The organism is Rhodoferax sp. LB1P47, assembly GCF_056521445.1.
On the sequence record NZ_JBWMAU010000025.1, the window covers coordinates 24,257 to 41,665 of the forward strand.

The following is a 17,409-nucleotide window of genomic DNA, read 5'->3' on the forward strand; positions in this document are numbered from 1 at the left end:
ACAAAAATGTACCAATACACCGAATTTGACAAGCAGTTCGTTCAACTGCGCGCCGCCCAATTCCGCGACCAGCTAGAACGCTGGCAAGGCGGCACCCTGGCCGAAGACGAGTTCCGCCCGCTGCGCCTGCAAAACGGCTGGTACGTGCAGCGTTTTGCCCCCATGCTGCGCGTGGCCGTGCCCTACGGCGAACTCAACAGCGCCCAGCTGCGCGTGCTGGCCACCATCGCCCGCGACTATGACAAAAAAGACGCGCACGACCTCACCAAGGCCAACCCGGGCTTAAGCGACCTGACCAGCCTGCCCAGCGCCTGCGCCCACTTCACCACCCGCCAGAACGTGCAGTTCAACTGGATTCCGCTGGACAAGAGTGCCGACGTGATGGACCTGCTGGCCAGCGTGCACCTGCACGGCATCCAGACCAGCGGCAACTGCATCCGCAACACCACCAGCGACGAGCGCGCCGGTATCGCCGAAGATGAAATCGCCGACCCCCGCCCGCTGGCCGAAATCATCCGCCAGTGGAGCACGCTGCACCCCGAGTTCGCGTTTTTGCCGCGCAAGTTCAAGATCGCCATCGTTGGCGCCACCGACGACCGCGCCGCCACCGCCTGGCATGACGTGGGCCTGCATGTGTTGAAAAACGAAGCCGGTGAAGTCGGCCTGCGGGTAATGGTGGGCGGCGGCATGGGCCGCACCCCGGTGGTGGGCACGGTAATCCGTGACTTCCTGCCCTGGAGCCAGATCCTCAACTACCTGGAAGCCGTGGTCCGCGTCTACAACCGCTGGGGCCGCCGCGACAACATCTACAAGGCGCGCATCAAGATTTTGGTCAAGGCCGAAGGCCAGCGCTATATCGACGAGGTGGAAGCCGAGTACCAGCAAATCCTGGCGGTAGACGGCGCGCCGCACACCATTGCCCAGACCGAGCTGGACCGCGTTACCGCCTGCTTTGTGCCCCCGGCCAGCCGCGTGGGCGCACTGCCCGCCGTGGTTAACCCGGTGGCCGCGCCGGTGGATGACAAGGAATACACCCGCTGGCTGCAACAAAACGTGGCCGCGCACCAAAACCCGCTGCTGCGCGCCGTCACCCTATCGTTCAAACGCCTGGGCTACTCGCCGGGCGACGCTACCGGTGCCCAGCTGGATGCCGCCGCCGCCCTGGCCGACACCTTCAGCGCCGGTGAAACCCGCGTCACCCACGACCAGAACCTGGTGCTGCCCTGGGTGCGTGCCGATGAATTGCCCGCCGTCTATGCCGAAGCGCGCGCCCTCGGCCTGGCCCGCGCCAACATCCGCCTGCTGACCGACATGATCGTCTGCCCCGGTGGCGATTTCTGCGCGCTGGCCAACGCCCGCTCGCTGCCCATATCGGAGGCCATCAGCCAGCGCTACCAAGACATGGACGAACTGTTCGACCTGGGCGAGATCGACGTCCACATGAGCGGCTGCATCAACTCCTGCGGCCACCACCACAGTGCCCACATCGGCATTCTGGGCGTGGACAAAGACGGCCAAGAGTGGTACCAGATCACGCTGGCGGGATCGGACGGCTCCAACCTGTCTGGCCCCGCCGTGGCCGGCAAGGTGGTGGGCCCGTCGTTCAGCGCGGCCGAGGTGCCCGAAGTGATTGAAGCCGTGCTCGACACCTACCGCAGCAGTCGCAACACCGGTGAAACCTTCATCGACACCCTGCGCCGCGTGGGCCAAGACCCGTTCAAGCTGGCCGCCAACGCCGCCCGCACCAGCACCGCCCGTGCCCCCCGTGCAGCAGCCGAAGCCTGAAAGTAATACTATGAAAATAATAGCTGCTACCGCACATACCGCCTGCGCAGAAGGCCAAAAAGACCAAATTTCTTTGGCCAACGATGCCGACCCGCGCGCACTGGACCTGGCAGGTGTTGCCCGCATCGACCTGCACTTCCCCAAGTTCACCGATGGCCGCGCCTACAGCCAGGCCTTTCTGCTGCGCCGCCGCCTGGGTTTTACCGGCGAAATCCGGGCCACCGGCGACGTGCTGATCGACCAGCTGGTGCAGATGCAGCGCAGCGGTTTTGACGTTGCCGTGCTGCGCGAAGGCGTGGATGCCAGCGCCGCCCAGCGCCAGTTCGACCGCTTTGAAGGCTTCTACCAAGGCGATGCCGTCCATGTAGAACCGCACTTTGCCGAAACCGAGCACTCCGCAGCCTACGGCGCAGAGCTGGCCCGCCAAGACTCATATTGATAACAAGTAGCAAGACACCATGAGTACCCTCAATCTCGCACAGATCAACGCCGACCTCGGTCGCAACGCCCCCGCACTGGTGGAATGGGCCCTGGCCTTAAACCAGTCCGCCATCGTCACCACCAACTTCCGCCCCTTCGAGGCGGTCATCCTGCACATGGTCACCAGTGTGAACCCTGGCGTGCCCGTGGTCTGGATGGACAACGGCCTCAACACCGAGGCCACCTACCGCTTTGTTGATGAAGTCACCCAGCGGCTCAAGCTGAATCTGCACATCTACCTGCCACGCCGCTCGCGTGCGCACCGCGAAGCCGTGGACGGCCCCACGCCCGCGCTGGACGACCCACGCCACGCCGCCTTCACCGAAGAAGTGAAGCTGGAGCCCTTTGCCCGCGCCCTGCGCGAGACGGCACCCAAGGTCTGGTTCACCGCCCTGCGCGCCACCGACACCGCCGTGCGCGCCCAGATGGACCCGGTGAGCATCAACCCCGACGGCCTGATCAAGGTCGCCCCCCTGCTGCACTGGTCGTCCAAAGAGCTCTACGCCTACTGTGAAACCCACAACCTGCCCAACAACTTCGACTACGTGGACCCCACCAAGGGCGATGACAACCGCGAGTGCGGCCTGCACCTTGCCCACTGAAACCTGACCCCCGACATGAAACCCCAAGCTACCCCACACCATCTGAGCAACACCCACCTCGACGCGCTGGAGGAAGAAACCATCTTCATCCTGCGCGAAGTGGCCGCCGTGTTTGAACGCCCCACCCTGCTGTTTTCGGGCGGCAAAGACTCGCTGGTGCTGCTGAAATGCGCCGAAAAAGCCTTTGGTGCGAAGAACGTATCCACCGGCAGCGGCGGCATTCCCTACCCGCTGCTGATGATCGACACCGGCCACAACTTCCATGAAGTCACCGACTTCCGCGACTTCCGCGCCAAAGAACTGGGTGCCGAACTCATCGTGCGCAACGTCGAAGACTCCATGAAGCGCGGCACCGTGCGTCTGGCGCATCCCGGCGAAAGCCGTAACGTGCACCAGTCGGTCACCCTGTTAGAGGCCATCGACGAATTCCGCTTTGACGCACTCATCGGCGGCGCCCGCCGCGACGAAGAAAAGGCCCGCGCCAAGGAACGCATCTTTTCGCACCGCGACAGCTTCGGCCAGTGGCAGCCCAAGGCCCAGCGCCCCGAGCTGTGGACCCTGTTCAACACCCGCCTGCAGCCCGGCGAGCACTTCCGCGTGTTCCCCATCAGCAACTGGACCGAGCTGGACGTGTGGCAGTACATCGAACGCGAGCAAATCGCCCTGCCGTCTCTGTACTACACGCACAAACGCGAAGTGGTGGAGCGCAAGGGCCTGCTGGTGCCGGTAACCGACCTCACCCCGCTCAAGGCCGGTGAAACCGCCGAGATGCGCGACGTGCGCTTCCGCACCGTGGGCGACATCACCTGCACCTGCCCGGTGGAGAGCCTGGCCGCCACCGCCGCCGACATCGTGATCGAAACCCTGGCCGCCGACGTGAGCGAACGCGGCGCGACCCGCATGGACGACAAGACATCAGAGGCTTCGATGGAGAAGCGCAAGAAAGACGGATACTTCTAATGAATGCTACTACTTCTATAGCTACTTCCGCAGATACCACCTGCGCTACAGCCCTTTCCGCCTTAAAATTCATCACCTGCGGTAGCGTGGATGACGGCAAGAGCACCCTGATTGGCCGCCTGCTGGTGGACACCAAGGCCGTGCTGCAAGACCACCTCGCGGGCGTGCAGCGCCAAGGCGAAACCGACTTGGCCCTGTTGACCGACGGCCTGAGCGCCGAGCGCGAGCAAGGCATCACCATCGACGTGGCCTACCGCTACTTCAACACCGAGAGCCGCAAGTTCATCATCGGTGACGCGCCCGGCCACGAGCAGTACACCCGCAACATGGTCACCGCCGCCAGCAGCGCCGATGCCGCCGTGGTGCTGGTCGATGCCACCAAGCTGGACTGGAAGAACCCGGCCCTGGAACTGCTGCCGCAAACCCGCCGCCACTCGCTGCTATGCCACCTGCTGCGCGTGCCCAGCATCGTGTTTGCCATCAACAAGCTGGACGCGGTGTCCGACTCGGCCCTGGCATTTGCCCACATCAGCGCCGCGCTGAACGCCTTTGCCGCCGCTGCCGAAATTCCGGTTAAAGCCATCGTGCCCGTGTCCGCCCTCAAAGGCTGGAACGTGGTGGAAGCGGGCCACGCCGACACCCCTGACTGGTGCGGCTACACCGGCCCGACCTTGCTGCAAATTTTGGAGCAACTGCCCAGCACGCCCGCCGAGGGTGACCAGCCCTTTGCCTTCCCGGTGCAGTGGGTCGAAAAGTTCTCTGCCAGTAGCGACACCAGCCAGGGCCGCCGCGTGTTCTGGGGCCGCGTCGCCACCGGTAAGGTCGAAGTGGGCCAAGAAATCCGCATCCTGCCCAGCGGCCAAACAGCTACTGTGGCCCAGGTGCTGGACCACGCCCGCAACCCGAAAAGCGTGTTGGCTGGCAACAGCGCCGGCATCACGCTGGACCGCGAAGTCGATGTATCGCGTGGCGACTGGCTGTTGGCACCCGGCCAGTTTGAAGCCAGCCGCGAAATATCCGCTACCGTGGCCTGGATGGACGACGAGCCGCTAGTTGCAGGCCGCGTCTACTGGGCGCTGCACGGCCACCGCTGGGTCAAGGCCAAGGTCCAGCGCATCGTGCACAAGCTGGACATCAACACCCTGGCCGAGGAAGATGCCACCGAGCTGCCCCCCAACGCCATCGGCCACGTCGAGCTGGTGCTGCAAGAGGCGATTGCCACCCGGCCCTACACACAATCACGCTCACTGGGCGCGCTGGTGCTGGTCGATACGGCATCGCACAAAACCTCGGCCGCCGTCCTCGTCCGCTAAACCTTAAAATCGCGGGTTACCCCGCGTTTATGAAACAAATACTATGACCCACGTCGTCTCCGAAGCCTGCATCAAATGCAAATACACCGACTGTGTGGACGTGTGCCCCGTGGACTGCTTCCGCGAAGGCCCGAACATGCTGGTCATCGACCCCGATGAATGCATCGACTGCGCGGTCTGCATCCCCGAGTGCCCGGCCAACGCCATCTATGCCGAAGAAGACATGCCCGCCGACCAGTTGGCCTTCATCAAGCTCAACGTCGAACTGGCCCGCGCCGAAGGCTGGAAGAGCATCACCAAACGCAAACCAGCCCTGGCCGATGCCGACGACTGGAAAGACGTGATGCCCAAAATCCAGCTGCTGGAGCGTTAATTGATAGCCACCGGGGCCGTCGTCATTGGCGCGGGCCCGGTTGGGCTGTTTCAAATATTCCAGCTCGGCCTGCTGGAAGTTCCCACCCATGCCATCGACGCGCTGCCCCACGTGGGCGGCCAGTGCATGGAGCTGTACCCCGACAAACCCATCTACGACATTCCAGGCACACCTGCCACCACGGGGCGGGAACTGTCGGCATCGTTGTTGCAGCAAATCCAGCCGTTCAACGCGCAATTTCACCTGGGCCAGCAGGTCAGCCAGATAGAAAAACAGGCCGATGGCCGCTTTCTGGTGTCCACCGACCAAGGCACACAGCTTTTGGCCCCGGTGGTCATCATCGCCGCCGGTGTCGGCGCGTTCCAGCCCCGGCGCTTGAAGCTGGACGGCATCGAAATTTTTGAAGGTGGCCAACTGCGCTACCACGCAGCCCCCGCCAATGTGGCAGGGCTGGATGTGGTGGTTAACGGCGGCGACGAGGCCGCACTGCACTGCGCAATCGCATTGGCCGAATCAAATGCCAAAAGCGTCACCCTGCTGCACCGCCGTGACGTGCTGCAAGCACCGATGGCCGACTTGGTGGAGATGCAAATGCTGGTCGATGCCGGGCGCATGCGCTTCCATGTCGGGCAAATCACCGGATTTAACGCGGCAGATGGCCGCATGACGCACCTAGAAGTCACCGATGTGGAGGCCGCCGTGCAGCACCTGCCGGTAGATGCCCTCAGCGTCTTCCTGGGCCTGTCGCCCAAGCTCGGCCCGGTGGCAGACTGGGGTTTGGCAATGGAGCGCAAGCAGTTGCAGGTGGACACGGCCCGGTTTGAAACCAGCATGCCCGGCATCTTTGCGGTGGGCGACATCAACACCTACCCGGGCAAGCAAAAGCTCATCGTCTGCGGCTTCCACGAGGCCACGCTGGCGGCGTATGCGGCGGCACCGCTGGTGTTTCCGGGCAAGAAAATCCCGTTCCAGTACACCACCACCTCATCCCGGCTGCACCAGCTGCTAGGGGTTTAGAACGCGTTCACGTTCTTAAAACTTGACTCGGTAATAGACCATCGTCCGGCCTTTGCTCAGGCGCAGCACCACCCGTTCATTGGGGTTGATCTGTAGGCCCAAAGCACCGCCCAGCTCAAACTGGAGGCCGCGCGCACTGGCGGCGCTGAACTGCATTTCCAGCCGGGTGCTGTAGCGCAAGGGGTTGTTGGTTTGGCTGGCAAGGCCCTGCGGCGCGAACCCGGTGCGCAGGTCCTGCCACACTCCGATACGCACCCGACCCCGGCCTTCGTCGGCCGAGCGCCAATGCAGGCCCAGGTTCAGGCCCGCAGCGGCATTACCCGCATCGCGCACCCACCCCCCACGGGGTGCATCCAGAGGCAAAGGCAGGGCCAAACCCCAGCCAATCCCGGCCTCGGGGGCCAGGCCAGACCATCCCGTCAGGCTGATGCGGCTCTCCATGCGTCCATCCGCTGGCTGTAAAAGCGGAGTGCTCTGGCTGGCCCATTCCCACTGCGGGGCCACGTCTTGGGCCTGCACCCACCCGGTGCCACACAGCGCAGCCAGCGCCACACAGCAACGCGGATAAACCAGCACAACACGGCGAACAGCGACAGCAGACATAGTGGCGCACCTGGGTGTAGATGCTTACATTGTGCGTCGCTACGGCGTTTTTGCCAGCGGGCCCCGTCGAAGGGCTTAAAACTCTTTGACCAGCGAATAGGTCAGCCCGGCAGCGCCCAGCATGTCGATCTGGGCATTCCAGCCCGAGCCAAAGCGCCAGCCCACCGCAGGCACAAACCCTGGCGAGAAGCCTTTGTAGTTCAGCGGCACCTTGTTTTCAAACGGTGCTTTGTAGCCATACAAAATGCCGGCCGACCACTTTAAATACACCTGGGGCAGGCTATCGAACACGTTGTAGTAGCTCTTGCCCAGGTACAGGTAACCGCTGTCTTGTCCAAACGAGTTGCTGAACAACGCCACACCGTAAAAAGTATGGTCGGGCGCTTCACGCTCCAACCCGGCCAGATGCACCGGGCGGTGCTCGACGTTGTAGCTGTAATGGAAGGTGTAGGGGCTCACCTCGATGCGCCAGAGGTAAGGCACGGGTGGCGGCTCGGTGGCGGTCTGGGCCGACACGCTGCAGGCCAGCCCCAGCAGCGCGCAAGCGGCCAGGGGGCGAAATTTCAAAAAGGGATCCATAGAATCTGAGACATTAAAAGTGGCTAAGAGCTACGCGGCTGCACCCTTGGGTCACGGGAATGCAAGTACCATAAGCTTGGCTGGCAGGCATTGTAACGCTACCACTTTAATAGCTTAAAGCGCATACAGAATATGCGCTAAAGCCCTATTTTGTATATTTTTGTAAGCCAGCCTGAACTACAATCCGACCACTCCGCAACCATGCGGGGTTCCGCTAGGGGTGTTGCCGCTGTAGAGGCTGCGACTGAGAAAGTCCCTTTGAACCTGATTGAGGTAATCCTCGCGCAGGGAAGCAAGTTCTTCAACGGCGGCCCTCTCTCGGGCCATGTATGTCCGTTCGGTTCAAGCCACCCTGCCACAACTTTGCATGGAGCAAATCAATGGCAAATTCATCCCATCTACACAACCAAGCCCTGAGCCCGATCCCGGACGCCAGCCGGGTATTTAGCGGGGCATCGCACGCCGCCCTGTGGTTCAGCCTGGGCGTGGGCCTGCTGGTGATGCAGATCGGCGCTTATCTGGTGCCCGCCGTGGGCACGCAACAGGCGCTGCTGGCCATCGTGCTGGGGTCTGTGCTGGGTGCGGGCCTGCTGGGCTGGGTGGCGCGCATCGCCTGCGACAGTGGCCTGTCCAGCGCCGGACTGATGCACGCCACCTTTGGCAGTGGCTTTGCCCGGCTGCCGGTGCTGCTGAACATCGTGCAACTGGTGGGCTGGACCACCTTTGAGCTGGTCATCATGCGTGACGGCACCGCCGCTATGGCCAAGCAGAACTTTGGCCTGGACCTGGCCAGCCCCAGCGGCGTGCTGCTGACCACCCTGCTCTGGGGCGCGGTGCTCACGGCCCTGATGGCGGGCTCGATGCTGACCCTGGTGCGCAAGTTCATTGGCCGTTATGGCCTGCCGCTGGTGGTGCTGTCGCTGCTGTGGCTGAGTTGGCAATTCGCCCAGCAACTGCTGGCCGGTGATGCACAGGCCTTCTGGCAGCGCCCCGGCAACGGCAGCATGGGCATGCTGTCGGCGATGGACCTGGTGATCGCCATGCCGGTGTCGTGGCTGCCGCTGGTGGCCGACTATGCCCGCCACGGCCGCAACCGCACATCGGCCATGACCGGCACCTGGCTGGGCTACGCGCTGGCCAATATCTGGTGCTATGCACTGGGCGTGGTGGTGGTCACCGTGGCCGCACCGGGCACGGATCTGGTCACCGCCTTGCTGCTGGCCCAGGGCGGCCTGCTGGCGCTGGGGTTGATCTTGCTGGACGAGGTGGACAACGCCTATGGCGACGTGTATTCGGGTGCGGTGTCAGCCCACAGCCTGCGCCCGCAGTGGAGCATCCGCCGCTGGGGCCTGCTGCTGGCCGTGGTCTGCACCGGGCTGGCGCTGGTGCTGCCGATCCACAGCCTGGAGCCGTTTTTGCTGCTGCTGAGCTCGGTGTTTGTGCCGCTGTTCGGGGTGATTTTGGGCCGCCTGGGCAGCCACGCCAAGGCCCATTCGCAGCGCCGGGTCGAGCCGCTGGCCGCTGGCCTGTGGCTGGCCGGCATCGCCGTCTACCACCTGCTGGCCACCTTGGCCCCCCAGTTCGGCGCGGCCCTGCCCACGCTGGCTTTGGTGTTCACGGCCGCCTGGCTAAGCCGCCCGCTGCGCACCACTTACTCGCTATAAAATAAATAGCTACTAACGCATATTAAATATGCGCTAGCGGCCTATTTCTTATAAATTTAGCCAGCCAACACCTGCATAGCCACAGGCGCAAAACCGTGGTTCAACGGCCCCTGGCCGCGCCCGGTATGCACCTGGGCACCGCCGGTGATGGCTCCCAAAATGTAGGTTCGCGCCAGCCCCACCGCCTCGGGCAGGGCGTGGCCCTGCGCCAGGTACACGGCGATGGCCGACGACAGCGTGCAGCCGGTGCCGTGGCCGTTGTGGGTGGTGATGCGGCGGCTTTCCCACCAGTGCAGCGGGCCACCATGCAGGCCCAGCACATCCACCACCGCGCTGCCCGGCAGATGCCCGCCCTTGACCAGCACGGCCGGTGCGCCCAGCGCCAACAAGTCGGCCACAGCAGGGGGCAAAGCAGCCGCGTCCTCCACGCTGCGGCCCAGCAGCAGGGTGGCTTCGTCCAGATTGGGCGTGACCACGGTGGCGCGGGGGAAGAGTTGTTCCACCAGCACCTGCACCGTCTCTTGGGCCATCAGCCGGTCGCCACTGGTGGCCACCATCACCGGGTCGAGCACCACTTTGGTGAGCTGGTAGTGGTCAATTGCCCAGGCCACCACCTCGACCATCTCGGGCGAATGCAGCATGCCGATCTTCACGGCGTCGGCACCGATATCGTCCAGCACGGCCTCCAGCTGGGCCTTCAGGAAGGCCGGAGGCACGGGGTGGATGGCGGTCACGCCCCGGGTGTTTTGTGCGGTCAGCGCAGCCAGGGCCGTCATGCCGTAGCAACCCAGGGCGCTGAATGTTTTCAAATCGGCCTGGATGCCTGCGCCGCCGCCGCTGTCGGACCCGGCGATGGAGAGCAGGCGCAGGTAGCGCGGGGAAGGTGCTTGGTCAGTCATGCCGAAATTATCGGCGAGCGAGTGTGATGTAATTCACGGTTACGGATGAAACAGGGGTGTCTGGCTATTGCATGTGCGGTGGCTGGGCTGAGAAAAACCCTCATACCCGATCCAGATCATGCTGGCGTGGGAAGTTTCCAACCAACGACTACGCCTCGTTTCGTCCAGCACACCCTACGGACGATCCCTTGGCAACACCTCTGACCACCACCATCCTCGGCGCAGGCCTGATGGGCCGCTTGTTGGCCCTGGCATTGGCACGCGCGGGCCACACGGTACAGGTATTTGAAGCCGCTGGGCCCGAGGCCGAGGGCGCAGCCGCCCGGGTGGCCGCCGCCATGCTGGCCCCGCTGGCCGAGTCGGCCATTACAGAGGCCAGCGTGGTGCAAATGGGCCAGCACGGGCTGCGGCGCTGGCCGGAGCTGATCGCGCAGCTCGACGCGCCGGTGTTCTTCCAGCAAAACGGCACATTGATTCTGTGGCACCGGCAAGACGCAGCCGAGGCCACGCGCTTTGGCCACCAGTTGAGCGCCACCCGCCAGCAGTTGCCCAGTCTGCCCGCCCCGCAGGCGCTGGATGCCGCCGCCATCGCTGCGCTGGAGCCCGGCATCGGCAGCCGCTTTGCCCAGGGCCTGTACCTGCCGGGCGAGGGCCAGTTGGACAACCGCCAACTGCTGGCCGCGCTGCTGCTGCAATTGCAAAAACACCAGGTCGGTCTGCACTGGCACAGCCCGCGCGAACCGCAGGATTGCCAGGCGGACTGGGTTTTCGACTGCCGGGGACTCGGTGCACGCAGCCAATGGCCGGGCCTGCGCGCGGTGCGCGGCGAGGTGCTGCGCCTGCACGCGCCGGGGGTAGATCTGCGCCGCCCGGTGCGGCTGGTGCATCCGCGCTATCCGCTGTACATCGCGCCCAAAGAAAACAAGGTGTTCGTGGTGGGCGCCACCGAGATCGAGTCGGACGATATGTCCCCCATGAGCGTGCGCTCCAGCCTGGAGCTGCTGAGTGCCGCCTACAGCGTACACAGCGGTTTTGGCGAGGCGCGCATCCTGGAATCCAACACCCAGTGCCGCCCCACCCTGCCCAACAACCTGCCCGCCATCCGCCAAGCCAGCGCCCGCGTGCTGCACATCAACGGCCTGTACCGGCACGGCTTTCTGATCGCCCCGGCCATGCTGGACGCGGTACTGGAACTCATAGAAAAAGGGCATTCAGCGCTTGCCACGCAATGGGGTCTTGCTATAGAAACTGCATGAACGTACTGATCAACAACCTCCCCCACATCCTGCCCGTCGGTGCCACCCTGGCCGACGCGGTGGCGCTGCTGCAAGCCAAGCCGCCGTTTGCCGCTGCCGTCAACAAGGCCTTTGTGCCGCGCGCGCTGTACCCACAGACCGCCCTCCAGGATGCCGACCGCATCGAAATCATCCACCCCGTCACCGGCGGCTGAAATATGACACCTGATCCCCTCATCCTTTACGGCGAAAGCTTCGCCAGCCGCCTGCTGCTGGGCACCTCGCGCTATCCTTCTCCTAGCATCCTGGGCAGCGCCATCGCCCGCGCCCAGCCCGCCATGCTGACCGCGTCGCTGCGCCGCCAGAACCTGGGCCAGGCCGATGCGGCGACCAATGGTTTCTGGGATTTGCTGCGCCAGACCGGCGTGCCGGTGCTACCCAACACCGCTGGTTGCCACGGCCTGCAAGAAGCCATCACCACCGCCCACATGGCCCGCGAAGTGTTCGACACCCCGTGGATCAAGCTGGAGCTGATCGGCGACGACTACACCCTGCAACCCGACACGCTGAACTTGGTTGAGGCCGCCAGCCGCCTGATCCAGGACGGCTTCAAGGTGCTGCCTTATTGCACCGAGGACCTGGTGCTGTGCCAGCGCCTGGTCGATGTGGGCTGCCAGGCCGTCATGCCCTGGGCCGCACCCATCGGCACCGGCAAGGGGCCTATCAACCCCTACGCCATGCAAGTGCTGCGCGAGCGCCTGAGCGTGCCGCTGCTGGTCGATGCCGGGCTGGGCCGCCCCTCGCACGCCTGCCAGGTGATGGAATGGGGCTATGACGCAGTGCTGCTGAACACGGCCGTCGCCCTGGCGCAAGACCCGGTGCGGATGGCCGGGGCCTTTGCCGATGCCGTGCAGGCAGGACGCAATGCGTTTTTAGGCGGCGCGATGCTGGAGCAGCAGGCCGCCCAGCCCAGCACCCCGGTGCTCGGCACACCGTTTTGGCACCACGCGCAGGAATAAAACATGCCCCACGACATCACCACCCGCTTTGCCGACATGGCCCTGCCTGCCACCGACGAAGCACTGCGCCTCAGCGCCTGCCTGCAACTCGGCTTCATCCCCACCGATGCCGCCTGCATCGCCCAGGCCTGGCAGGCCCAAATCACGCGCACCGGCAACGCCAGCGACTGGCCCGACAGCCCGCAAGATTTCGGCCTGCGCCCCTGGCCGCGCCGGGATGCCTTTGCGCCCTGCCCGCAGCAACTCGGCCTGTACGCCGTGCTGCCCAATGCCGCCTGGGTCGGCCGCATGGCCCGCGCCGGTGTACCCACGGTGCAGTTGCGCTTCAAATCGGAAGACCCCGAGGCCATCCAGCGCGAAGTTACCGCCGCCGTGGCCGCCGTGCAGGACACGCCCGCCCTGCTGTTCATCAACGACCACTGGCAGGCAGCCATACAGGCCAGCGCCTACGGCGTACACCTGGGCCAGGAAGACCTGGACCTGCTGCAAACCGTTGATTTGGATGCCATCCGCATCGCGGGCCTGCGCCTGGGGGTCAGCACCCACGGCTACGCCGAGATGCTGCGCGCCGACCGCGTCAGCCCCAGCTACATCGCGCTGGGTGCGGTGTTTCCCACCACCCTGAAGCGCATGGCCACTGCCCCCCAAGGCACGGCCCGGCTGGCCGCCTATGCCCGCCTGCTACGCGACTACCCGCTGGTGGCGATCGGCGGCATTGACACCGATCGCCTGCCCGAGGTGCTGGCCAGCGGTGTCGGCTCCATCGCCGTGGTGCGGGCGCTTACCGCTACCCCCCACCCCGAGCAAACCGCTGCGGACCTGGGTGCCCGCATCCAGAAGTTTTTGACACCCGTGCAGAAAGCGTAAAAACCCACGCTATAATTTGAGGCTGCAATATTCCTCGATAGCTCAGTTGGTAGAGCGCCGGACTGTTAATCCGTAGGTCCCTGGTTCGAGCCCAGGTCGAGGAGCCAAAATTTGAAAAACTGAATTTTTGGGCTTACGCCAACCGTAGGCCCTTTTTATTTCAGTAGTTCCCGTTGAAATATGTATTCCTCGATAGCTCAGTTGGTAGAGCGCCGGACTGTTAATCCGTAGGTCCCTGGTTCGAGCCCAGGTCGAGGAGCCAAAACAAAAACAAATCAAGCACTTACCCGTTCAGGTTAAGTGCTTTTTTTATGCCCAACCGCCCCCCGCAGTAAATGCAATTACCGAAAGAAAAAACATGTTTGACACCAGCGGCCAATGGATCCCTCTTGCCAGCTTCGACGACTTTGATGACGGCTTGACCGAGCTGATCGACCTGTGGTCCAGTCCGGAAAAAACCGCTACCCAGCAGCGCAAGCAAGACGCACTCGCCCACTACAAGGCAGACCTGGAAGCGGCCACGCTCGAATGGGCCGAGAACAAAGCCAAGTCCAAAAAATACGCGGCGATTGCGCAAGAACTCGCCGAGTTTGAAGAAGTGCTGGTGAACGGCGCAGGCCCAGCGGCCTAAACAGGTCATTTTTGTAGGGCACGGCGGTTTGCACCGGGCTGGTATCTTCGGCCCATGCCCATCCATTCCTACGAACCCCGCAACGGCCACGGCCTGCCGCACGATCCGTTCAACGCCATCATCGGGCCGCGCCCGATTGGCTGGATCGCCTCGCGCAGCGCCGCCGGGGCGCTGAACCTGGCCCCGTACAGCTTTTTCAACGCCTTCAACTACACGCCGCCCATCATCGGCTTTGCCAGCGTGGGCGCCAAAGACACGCTGCGCAACATCGAGGAGACCGGCGAATTTGTCTGGAACCTGGCCACCCGCACGCTGGCCGAGGCCATGAACCAAACCTGCGCCGCCGTGCCGCCCGAGGTCAGCGAATTCGGGCTGGCCGGGCTGACCCCGGTGGCGTCGCAACTCGTGTCCGTGCCGCGTGTGCTGGAAAGCCCGGTGGCCTTCGAGTGCCGCTGCACACAGATCGTGCAGCTGCTTGCCGCCAGCGGTGACAGCGTGCCCACCTGGCTGGTGCTAGGCGAGGTGGTGGCGGTGCACATCGACACCGCGCTGTTGAAAAATGGCGTGTACGACACGGCCAACGCCGGGCACATTCTGCGCGGCGGCGGGCCCGCAGATTACTTCCATATCGGGCCTGAGCAGTTGTTTCAGATGCACCGGCCGCGCTGAAAATTTAAGCAAAATAAGCCGATAGCGCATATAGAACCTGCGCAATATGCTATCAAATAAATAGCGTCAACCTGCTGGCGCAATCTGCCGGTACACCTCTTGGGCCACCCGTGTCAGCGCCGCTTTGTCGATGCTGCCCGACAAGGCGTAGCCAAAACCTGCATCCACCCAGTAGAAGACGTTGACCTTGTCGTACTGGCCAAACCGGAAGGCGGTTTCGGGCTGCGGGGCCCGCTGGGGGGCTTCGTGGGTGACGTACAAGGTGAGGCGCTGGCCCGTGGCATCGGCATACATGAACTGCGCCACCGGCCCGCTGTCGCCGGGCAGCAGGCGCCCGCCCATCAGCTCAAAACCCAGCGGCTGCAAACGGGGCACTTTGACCGCCGCACCCAGGCGTTTGGACAACCAGGCCACCAGGTGCGGCTCTTGGTCGGCGCCCACCTCCACCGGGTGCCGCACCTCGGGGCTGTAGACCACGTGCGCCACGGCGGCGCGCTGGGCAAAACCCGTCAGCCCAGGGGCCGCCTGGGTCATCTGCGCCAAGGCCAAGTTCTGGTCCACGCTGCCGCGCACAAACCAGGCCGATGCGGCACTGACCACGGCAATCGCCACACCGGCTGCCAGGTGCTGGCCATACCAGGGCCTTTGGGGCAGCGCCGCCTGCACCAGGCGCGGCGGCAGGGTTTCCAGCAGCACCGGGGCAAACAGGGCGCGCAGGCCCTGGGTTTGGGCGCGATAGGCTTGGGCGCGCTGGGCGGCCTCGGGGTGCTGGGCCAGGTAGGCCTGCATGTCGGCCTGGCGCTCGGGGGCGAGCTGGCCGTCGATGTAGGCGTGCAGATCGGCTTCGGTGATGGTGGGGTGGATGGGGCTCATGGAACAACTTTCAGGTGCACCGGCTCGGCGCGGCCTTCCACCAGGGCGCGCAGGCGCTCGCGGCCACGCGACAGGCGCGACATCACGGTGCCGATGGGGATGCCCAGCGTGCTGGCAATGTCGGCATAGGCCATGTCTTCCAGCGCCACCAGCAGCAGAATTTCTTTCTGCTCGGGCGGCAATAAGGCCAGGGCGGCTTGCAGGTCCAGCACCTCCAGGCGGTCGCTGTGGGTGGGCGCCACGGGAATCTCGGGGGTGGCATCGTCCATCGCCACGGTGGCCAGTTGGGGGCGGCGCAGGCCGTCGGCGTGCAGGTTGTGCATGATGCCGAACAGCCAGGCGCGCATGTCGGCCACGCCGCGCCACAGGCTGGACTTGGCCCAGGCGCGCTCCAAGGTGTCTTGCACCAAGTCGTCGGCATCCTCGCGGTTGCGCACCAGGGCCCGCGCATAGCGGCGCAGGCGCGGCACGGCGCTGAGGAGTTGCAGGTCGTCCTGGGGCATCTGCTTTGATTACTTCACCACGTGCCAGACATCCTTGAAGTTATCGCCGGTACGGTCGGCAGCGGTTTTGTCGCCCTGGAAGAAGTACAGCGGCTTGCCCTTGTAGGCCCACTGTTTGCCGCCATCGTCGCGGGTAACGAGGCTGTAGCCGCCCATAGCCTGGTCGGTAGCAGTCGCCATCAGCGGCGGCCAGGCGGTGGCGCAGGGGCCGTTACACACGCTTTTGCCGCTGTCGGCCATGTCTTTGTCAAAGGTGTACAGCGTCATGCTGTTGGCGCCGACCAGCACGCCACCGGCCATTTTGGCTGGGGTATCGGCGGCAATGGCAGCCAGCGTGGCACAACCGAGTACGAGGGCGGCGGCAAAAGAGCGTGAAAACATGGTGTGGACTCCTGGGGGCAGGCAAAAGCGCCTACATACGGGTAGACGCAGAGTGTGGGCGGTTTATTCCCCCAAGCGTAAAAAAATATCGCCCCGCGCACACATGCCAGCCAAGATGCAGACCCGCTAAAGTTCCAATACATCCACAACCGGAGCAGTCCATGCACCCTACCCTGACCGCATTGGCCCTGGCCTTGGCTACCAGCAGCCTGCCAGCCTTCGCCCAAGCCGCGCCATCCATGCCCGTCGCTGCCTGCCCAGCCATCCTGCAACACCAGTTCCCACGCCTGCAAGACGAGGCGCCGCAGAACCTGTGCCAGTACACAGGCCGTGTGGTGCTGGTGGTCAACACCGCCAGCTACTGCGGCTTTGCGGGGCAATTTGAAGGGCTGGAGGCGCTGTACGCCAAGCACAAAGACAAGGGCCTGGTGGTGCTGGGTTTTCCGTCCAACGACTTCGCGCAAGAGGCCAAAACCTCCAAGGAAATTGCCGACTTTTGCTTCAACACATATGGCGTGAAGTTCCCGATGCTGGGCAAATCGGTCGTGTCGGGTGCGGGCAAAAATGCCTTCTACGCCCAGCTGGTCAAGGCCACGGGGCAGGAGCCGCGCTGGAACTTCTACAAATACCTGATCGACCGCAAAGGCCAGGTGGTAGACAGCTACAGCGCCATGACCGGGCCCGACAGCGCCCAGCTGCTGGCGGCGATTGACAAGGCGCTGGCCCAGAAGCCCTGACTAGATTTGCTATTATTTTTTACATCAAAAACAGAAGCATCTAGCGCATATGAAACATGCGCTAGATGCCCATTTAATGGCTCTCTTCCGTTTCGGGTGGCGCACCACTACCCCCACTCAGATCATGGACGAATCCTTGCTTTTTGAAGCGGATTGGGCGGTAAGTGAGAAAGCTTGCCAGCAATCAAGAAGGCCATAGCGATGAAGTGGTCGGTTGTG

21 protein-coding genes, 2 tRNA genes and 2 riboswitches are annotated in these 17,409 nt (G+C 63.9%); of the genes, 17 read left to right on the forward strand and 6 right to left on the reverse strand.

What is annotated here, in order from left to right:
* Positions 1 to 6: 6 nt before the first annotated feature.
* Genes AC0969_RS18630 through AC0969_RS18660 form a run of 7 tightly spaced genes read left to right on the forward strand, consistent with a single transcriptional unit; the run spans position 7 to position 6,530 of the window.
* Positions 7 to 1,785, forward strand: a complete 1,779-nt coding sequence (locus AC0969_RS18630; protein ID WP_479625646.1) for a nitrite/sulfite reductase — start codon at positions 7 to 9, stop codon at positions 1,783 to 1,785.
* Positions 1,786 to 1,795: 10 nt separating this feature from the next.
* On the forward strand, positions 1,796 to 2,224 hold the full coding sequence (locus AC0969_RS18635) for a DUF934 domain-containing protein (RefSeq protein WP_479625647.1): 429 nt from the start codon (positions 1,796 to 1,798) through the stop codon (positions 2,222 to 2,224).
* Positions 2,225 to 2,243: 19 nt separating this feature from the next.
* Entirely contained in the window at positions 2,244 to 2,867 is a 624-nt protein-coding gene (locus tag AC0969_RS18640; RefSeq protein WP_479625648.1) for a phosphoadenosine phosphosulfate reductase domain-containing protein, read from the forward strand.
* Positions 2,868 to 2,882: 15 nt separating this feature from the next.
* A complete protein-coding gene (gene cysD / locus AC0969_RS18645) occupies positions 2,883 to 3,827 on the forward strand; it encodes a sulfate adenylyltransferase subunit CysD (RefSeq protein WP_479625649.1) in 945 nt (314 codons plus the stop codon).
* Positions 3,827 to 5,140, forward strand: coding sequence for a sulfate adenylyltransferase subunit 1 (locus tag AC0969_RS18650; protein ID WP_479625650.1), 1,314 nt, complete (start codon positions 3,827 to 3,829; stop codon positions 5,138 to 5,140). The genes cysD and AC0969_RS18650 overlap by 1 nt, the downstream gene beginning before the upstream one ends.
* Before the next feature lie 43 nt (positions 5,141 to 5,183).
* Positions 5,184 to 5,513, forward strand: coding sequence for a ferredoxin FdxA (fdxA, locus tag AC0969_RS18655; RefSeq protein ID WP_479625651.1), 330 nt, complete (start codon positions 5,184 to 5,186; stop codon positions 5,511 to 5,513).
* Positions 5,514 to 6,530 carry an NAD(P)/FAD-dependent oxidoreductase gene (locus AC0969_RS18660; protein ID WP_479625652.1) on the forward strand — a complete coding sequence of 339 codons (1,017 nt, stop codon included), beginning with the start codon at positions 5,514 to 5,516 and terminating at the stop codon, positions 6,528 to 6,530.
* Between the two features lie 15 nt (positions 6,531 to 6,545).
* On the opposite strand, the gene AC0969_RS18665 is transcribed toward AC0969_RS18660, so the two are convergent.
* A complete protein-coding gene (locus tag AC0969_RS18665) occupies positions 6,546 to 7,133 on the reverse strand; it encodes a hypothetical protein (RefSeq protein ID WP_479625653.1) in 588 nt (195 codons plus the stop codon).
* Between the two features lie 75 nt (positions 7,134 to 7,208).
* Positions 7,209 to 7,700 (reverse strand): ABC transporter ATP-binding protein, encoded by a 492-nt coding sequence (locus tag AC0969_RS18670; RefSeq protein ID WP_479625654.1) that lies wholly within the window; start codon positions 7,698 to 7,700, stop codon positions 7,209 to 7,211.
* Between the two features lie 218 nt (positions 7,701 to 7,918).
* Positions 7,919 to 8,020: riboswitch (TPP riboswitch) on the forward strand.
* A 72-nt stretch (positions 8,021 to 8,092) separates the two neighbouring features.
* Here AC0969_RS18670 and AC0969_RS18675 point away from each other — a divergent pair.
* A complete protein-coding gene (locus AC0969_RS18675; protein WP_479625655.1) occupies positions 8,093 to 9,376 on the forward strand; it encodes a purine-cytosine permease family protein in 1,284 nt (427 codons plus the stop codon).
* A gap of 56 nt (positions 9,377 to 9,432) precedes the next feature.
* Here the strand turns inward: AC0969_RS18675 and thiD are convergent, their stop codons facing one another.
* Positions 9,433 to 10,275, reverse strand: coding sequence for a bifunctional hydroxymethylpyrimidine kinase/phosphomethylpyrimidine kinase (thiD, locus tag AC0969_RS18680; protein ID WP_479625656.1), 843 nt, complete (start codon positions 10,273 to 10,275; stop codon positions 9,433 to 9,435).
* Positions 10,276 to 10,317: 42 nt separating this feature from the next.
* Positions 10,318 to 10,425, forward strand: a riboswitch (TPP riboswitch).
* Positions 10,426 to 10,463: 38 nt separating this feature from the next.
* Between thiD and AC0969_RS18685 the strand changes: the two genes are divergently transcribed.
* From AC0969_RS18685 to AC0969_RS18720, 8 genes are all read left to right on the forward strand, one after another.
* Positions 10,464 to 11,531 (forward strand): FAD-dependent oxidoreductase, encoded by a 1,068-nt coding sequence (locus AC0969_RS18685; RefSeq protein ID WP_479625657.1) that lies wholly within the window; start codon positions 10,464 to 10,466, stop codon positions 11,529 to 11,531.
* Positions 11,528 to 11,725, forward strand: coding sequence for a sulfur carrier protein ThiS (gene thiS / locus AC0969_RS18690; protein ID WP_479625658.1), 198 nt, complete (start codon positions 11,528 to 11,530; stop codon positions 11,723 to 11,725). The genes AC0969_RS18685 and thiS overlap by 4 nt, the downstream gene beginning before the upstream one ends.
* 3 nt (positions 11,726 to 11,728) lie before the next feature.
* Positions 11,729 to 12,529, forward strand: a complete 801-nt coding sequence (locus tag AC0969_RS18695; RefSeq protein ID WP_479625659.1) for a thiazole synthase — start codon at positions 11,729 to 11,731, stop codon at positions 12,527 to 12,529.
* A 36-nt stretch (positions 12,530 to 12,565) separates the two neighbouring features.
* The gene (gene thiE, locus AC0969_RS18700) at positions 12,566 to 13,396 is read left to right on the forward strand and encodes a thiamine phosphate synthase (RefSeq protein WP_479625666.1); all 831 of its coding nucleotides are present in this window, start codon (positions 12,566 to 12,568) and stop codon (positions 13,394 to 13,396) included.
* Between the two features lie 31 nt (positions 13,397 to 13,427).
* Positions 13,428 to 13,503: transfer RNA gene (locus AC0969_RS18705), tRNA-Asn, on the forward strand.
* 79 nt (positions 13,504 to 13,582) lie between these two features.
* Positions 13,583 to 13,658: transfer RNA gene (locus AC0969_RS18710), tRNA-Asn, on the forward strand.
* 96 nt (positions 13,659 to 13,754) lie between these two features.
* Positions 13,755 to 14,027 (forward strand): hypothetical protein, encoded by a 273-nt coding sequence (locus AC0969_RS18715; RefSeq protein ID WP_479625660.1) that lies wholly within the window; start codon positions 13,755 to 13,757, stop codon positions 14,025 to 14,027.
* A 54-nt stretch (positions 14,028 to 14,081) separates the two neighbouring features.
* Positions 14,082 to 14,696, forward strand: a complete 615-nt coding sequence (locus AC0969_RS18720) for a flavin reductase family protein (RefSeq protein ID WP_479625661.1) — start codon at positions 14,082 to 14,084, stop codon at positions 14,694 to 14,696.
* Between the two features lie 66 nt (positions 14,697 to 14,762).
* Here the strand turns inward: AC0969_RS18720 and AC0969_RS18725 are convergent, their stop codons facing one another.
* From AC0969_RS18725 to AC0969_RS18735, 3 genes are read right to left on the reverse strand one after another with little or no spacing between them, the layout of a single operon-like run.
* Positions 14,763 to 15,569, reverse strand: a complete 807-nt coding sequence (locus tag AC0969_RS18725; protein WP_479625662.1) for an anti-sigma factor family protein — start codon at positions 15,567 to 15,569, stop codon at positions 14,763 to 14,765.
* Positions 15,566 to 16,072: an RNA polymerase sigma factor gene (locus AC0969_RS18730; RefSeq protein WP_479625663.1), complete on the reverse strand. Its 507-nt coding sequence runs from the start codon at positions 16,070 to 16,072 to the stop codon at positions 15,566 to 15,568. Before AC0969_RS18730 ends, AC0969_RS18725 begins: the two co-directional genes overlap by 4 nt.
* Before the next feature lie 9 nt (positions 16,073 to 16,081).
* Positions 16,082 to 16,453 (reverse strand): COG4315 family predicted lipoprotein, encoded by a 372-nt coding sequence (locus AC0969_RS18735; protein WP_479625664.1) that lies wholly within the window; start codon positions 16,451 to 16,453, stop codon positions 16,082 to 16,084.
* Positions 16,454 to 16,614: 161 nt separating this feature from the next.
* Here AC0969_RS18735 and AC0969_RS18740 point away from each other — a divergent pair, with 161 nt between their 5' ends.
* Complete coding sequence (locus AC0969_RS18740; protein WP_479625665.1) at positions 16,615 to 17,190, forward strand: glutathione peroxidase; 576 nt, start codon at positions 16,615 to 16,617, stop codon at positions 17,188 to 17,190.
* Positions 17,191 to 17,409 lie beyond the last annotated feature (219 nt).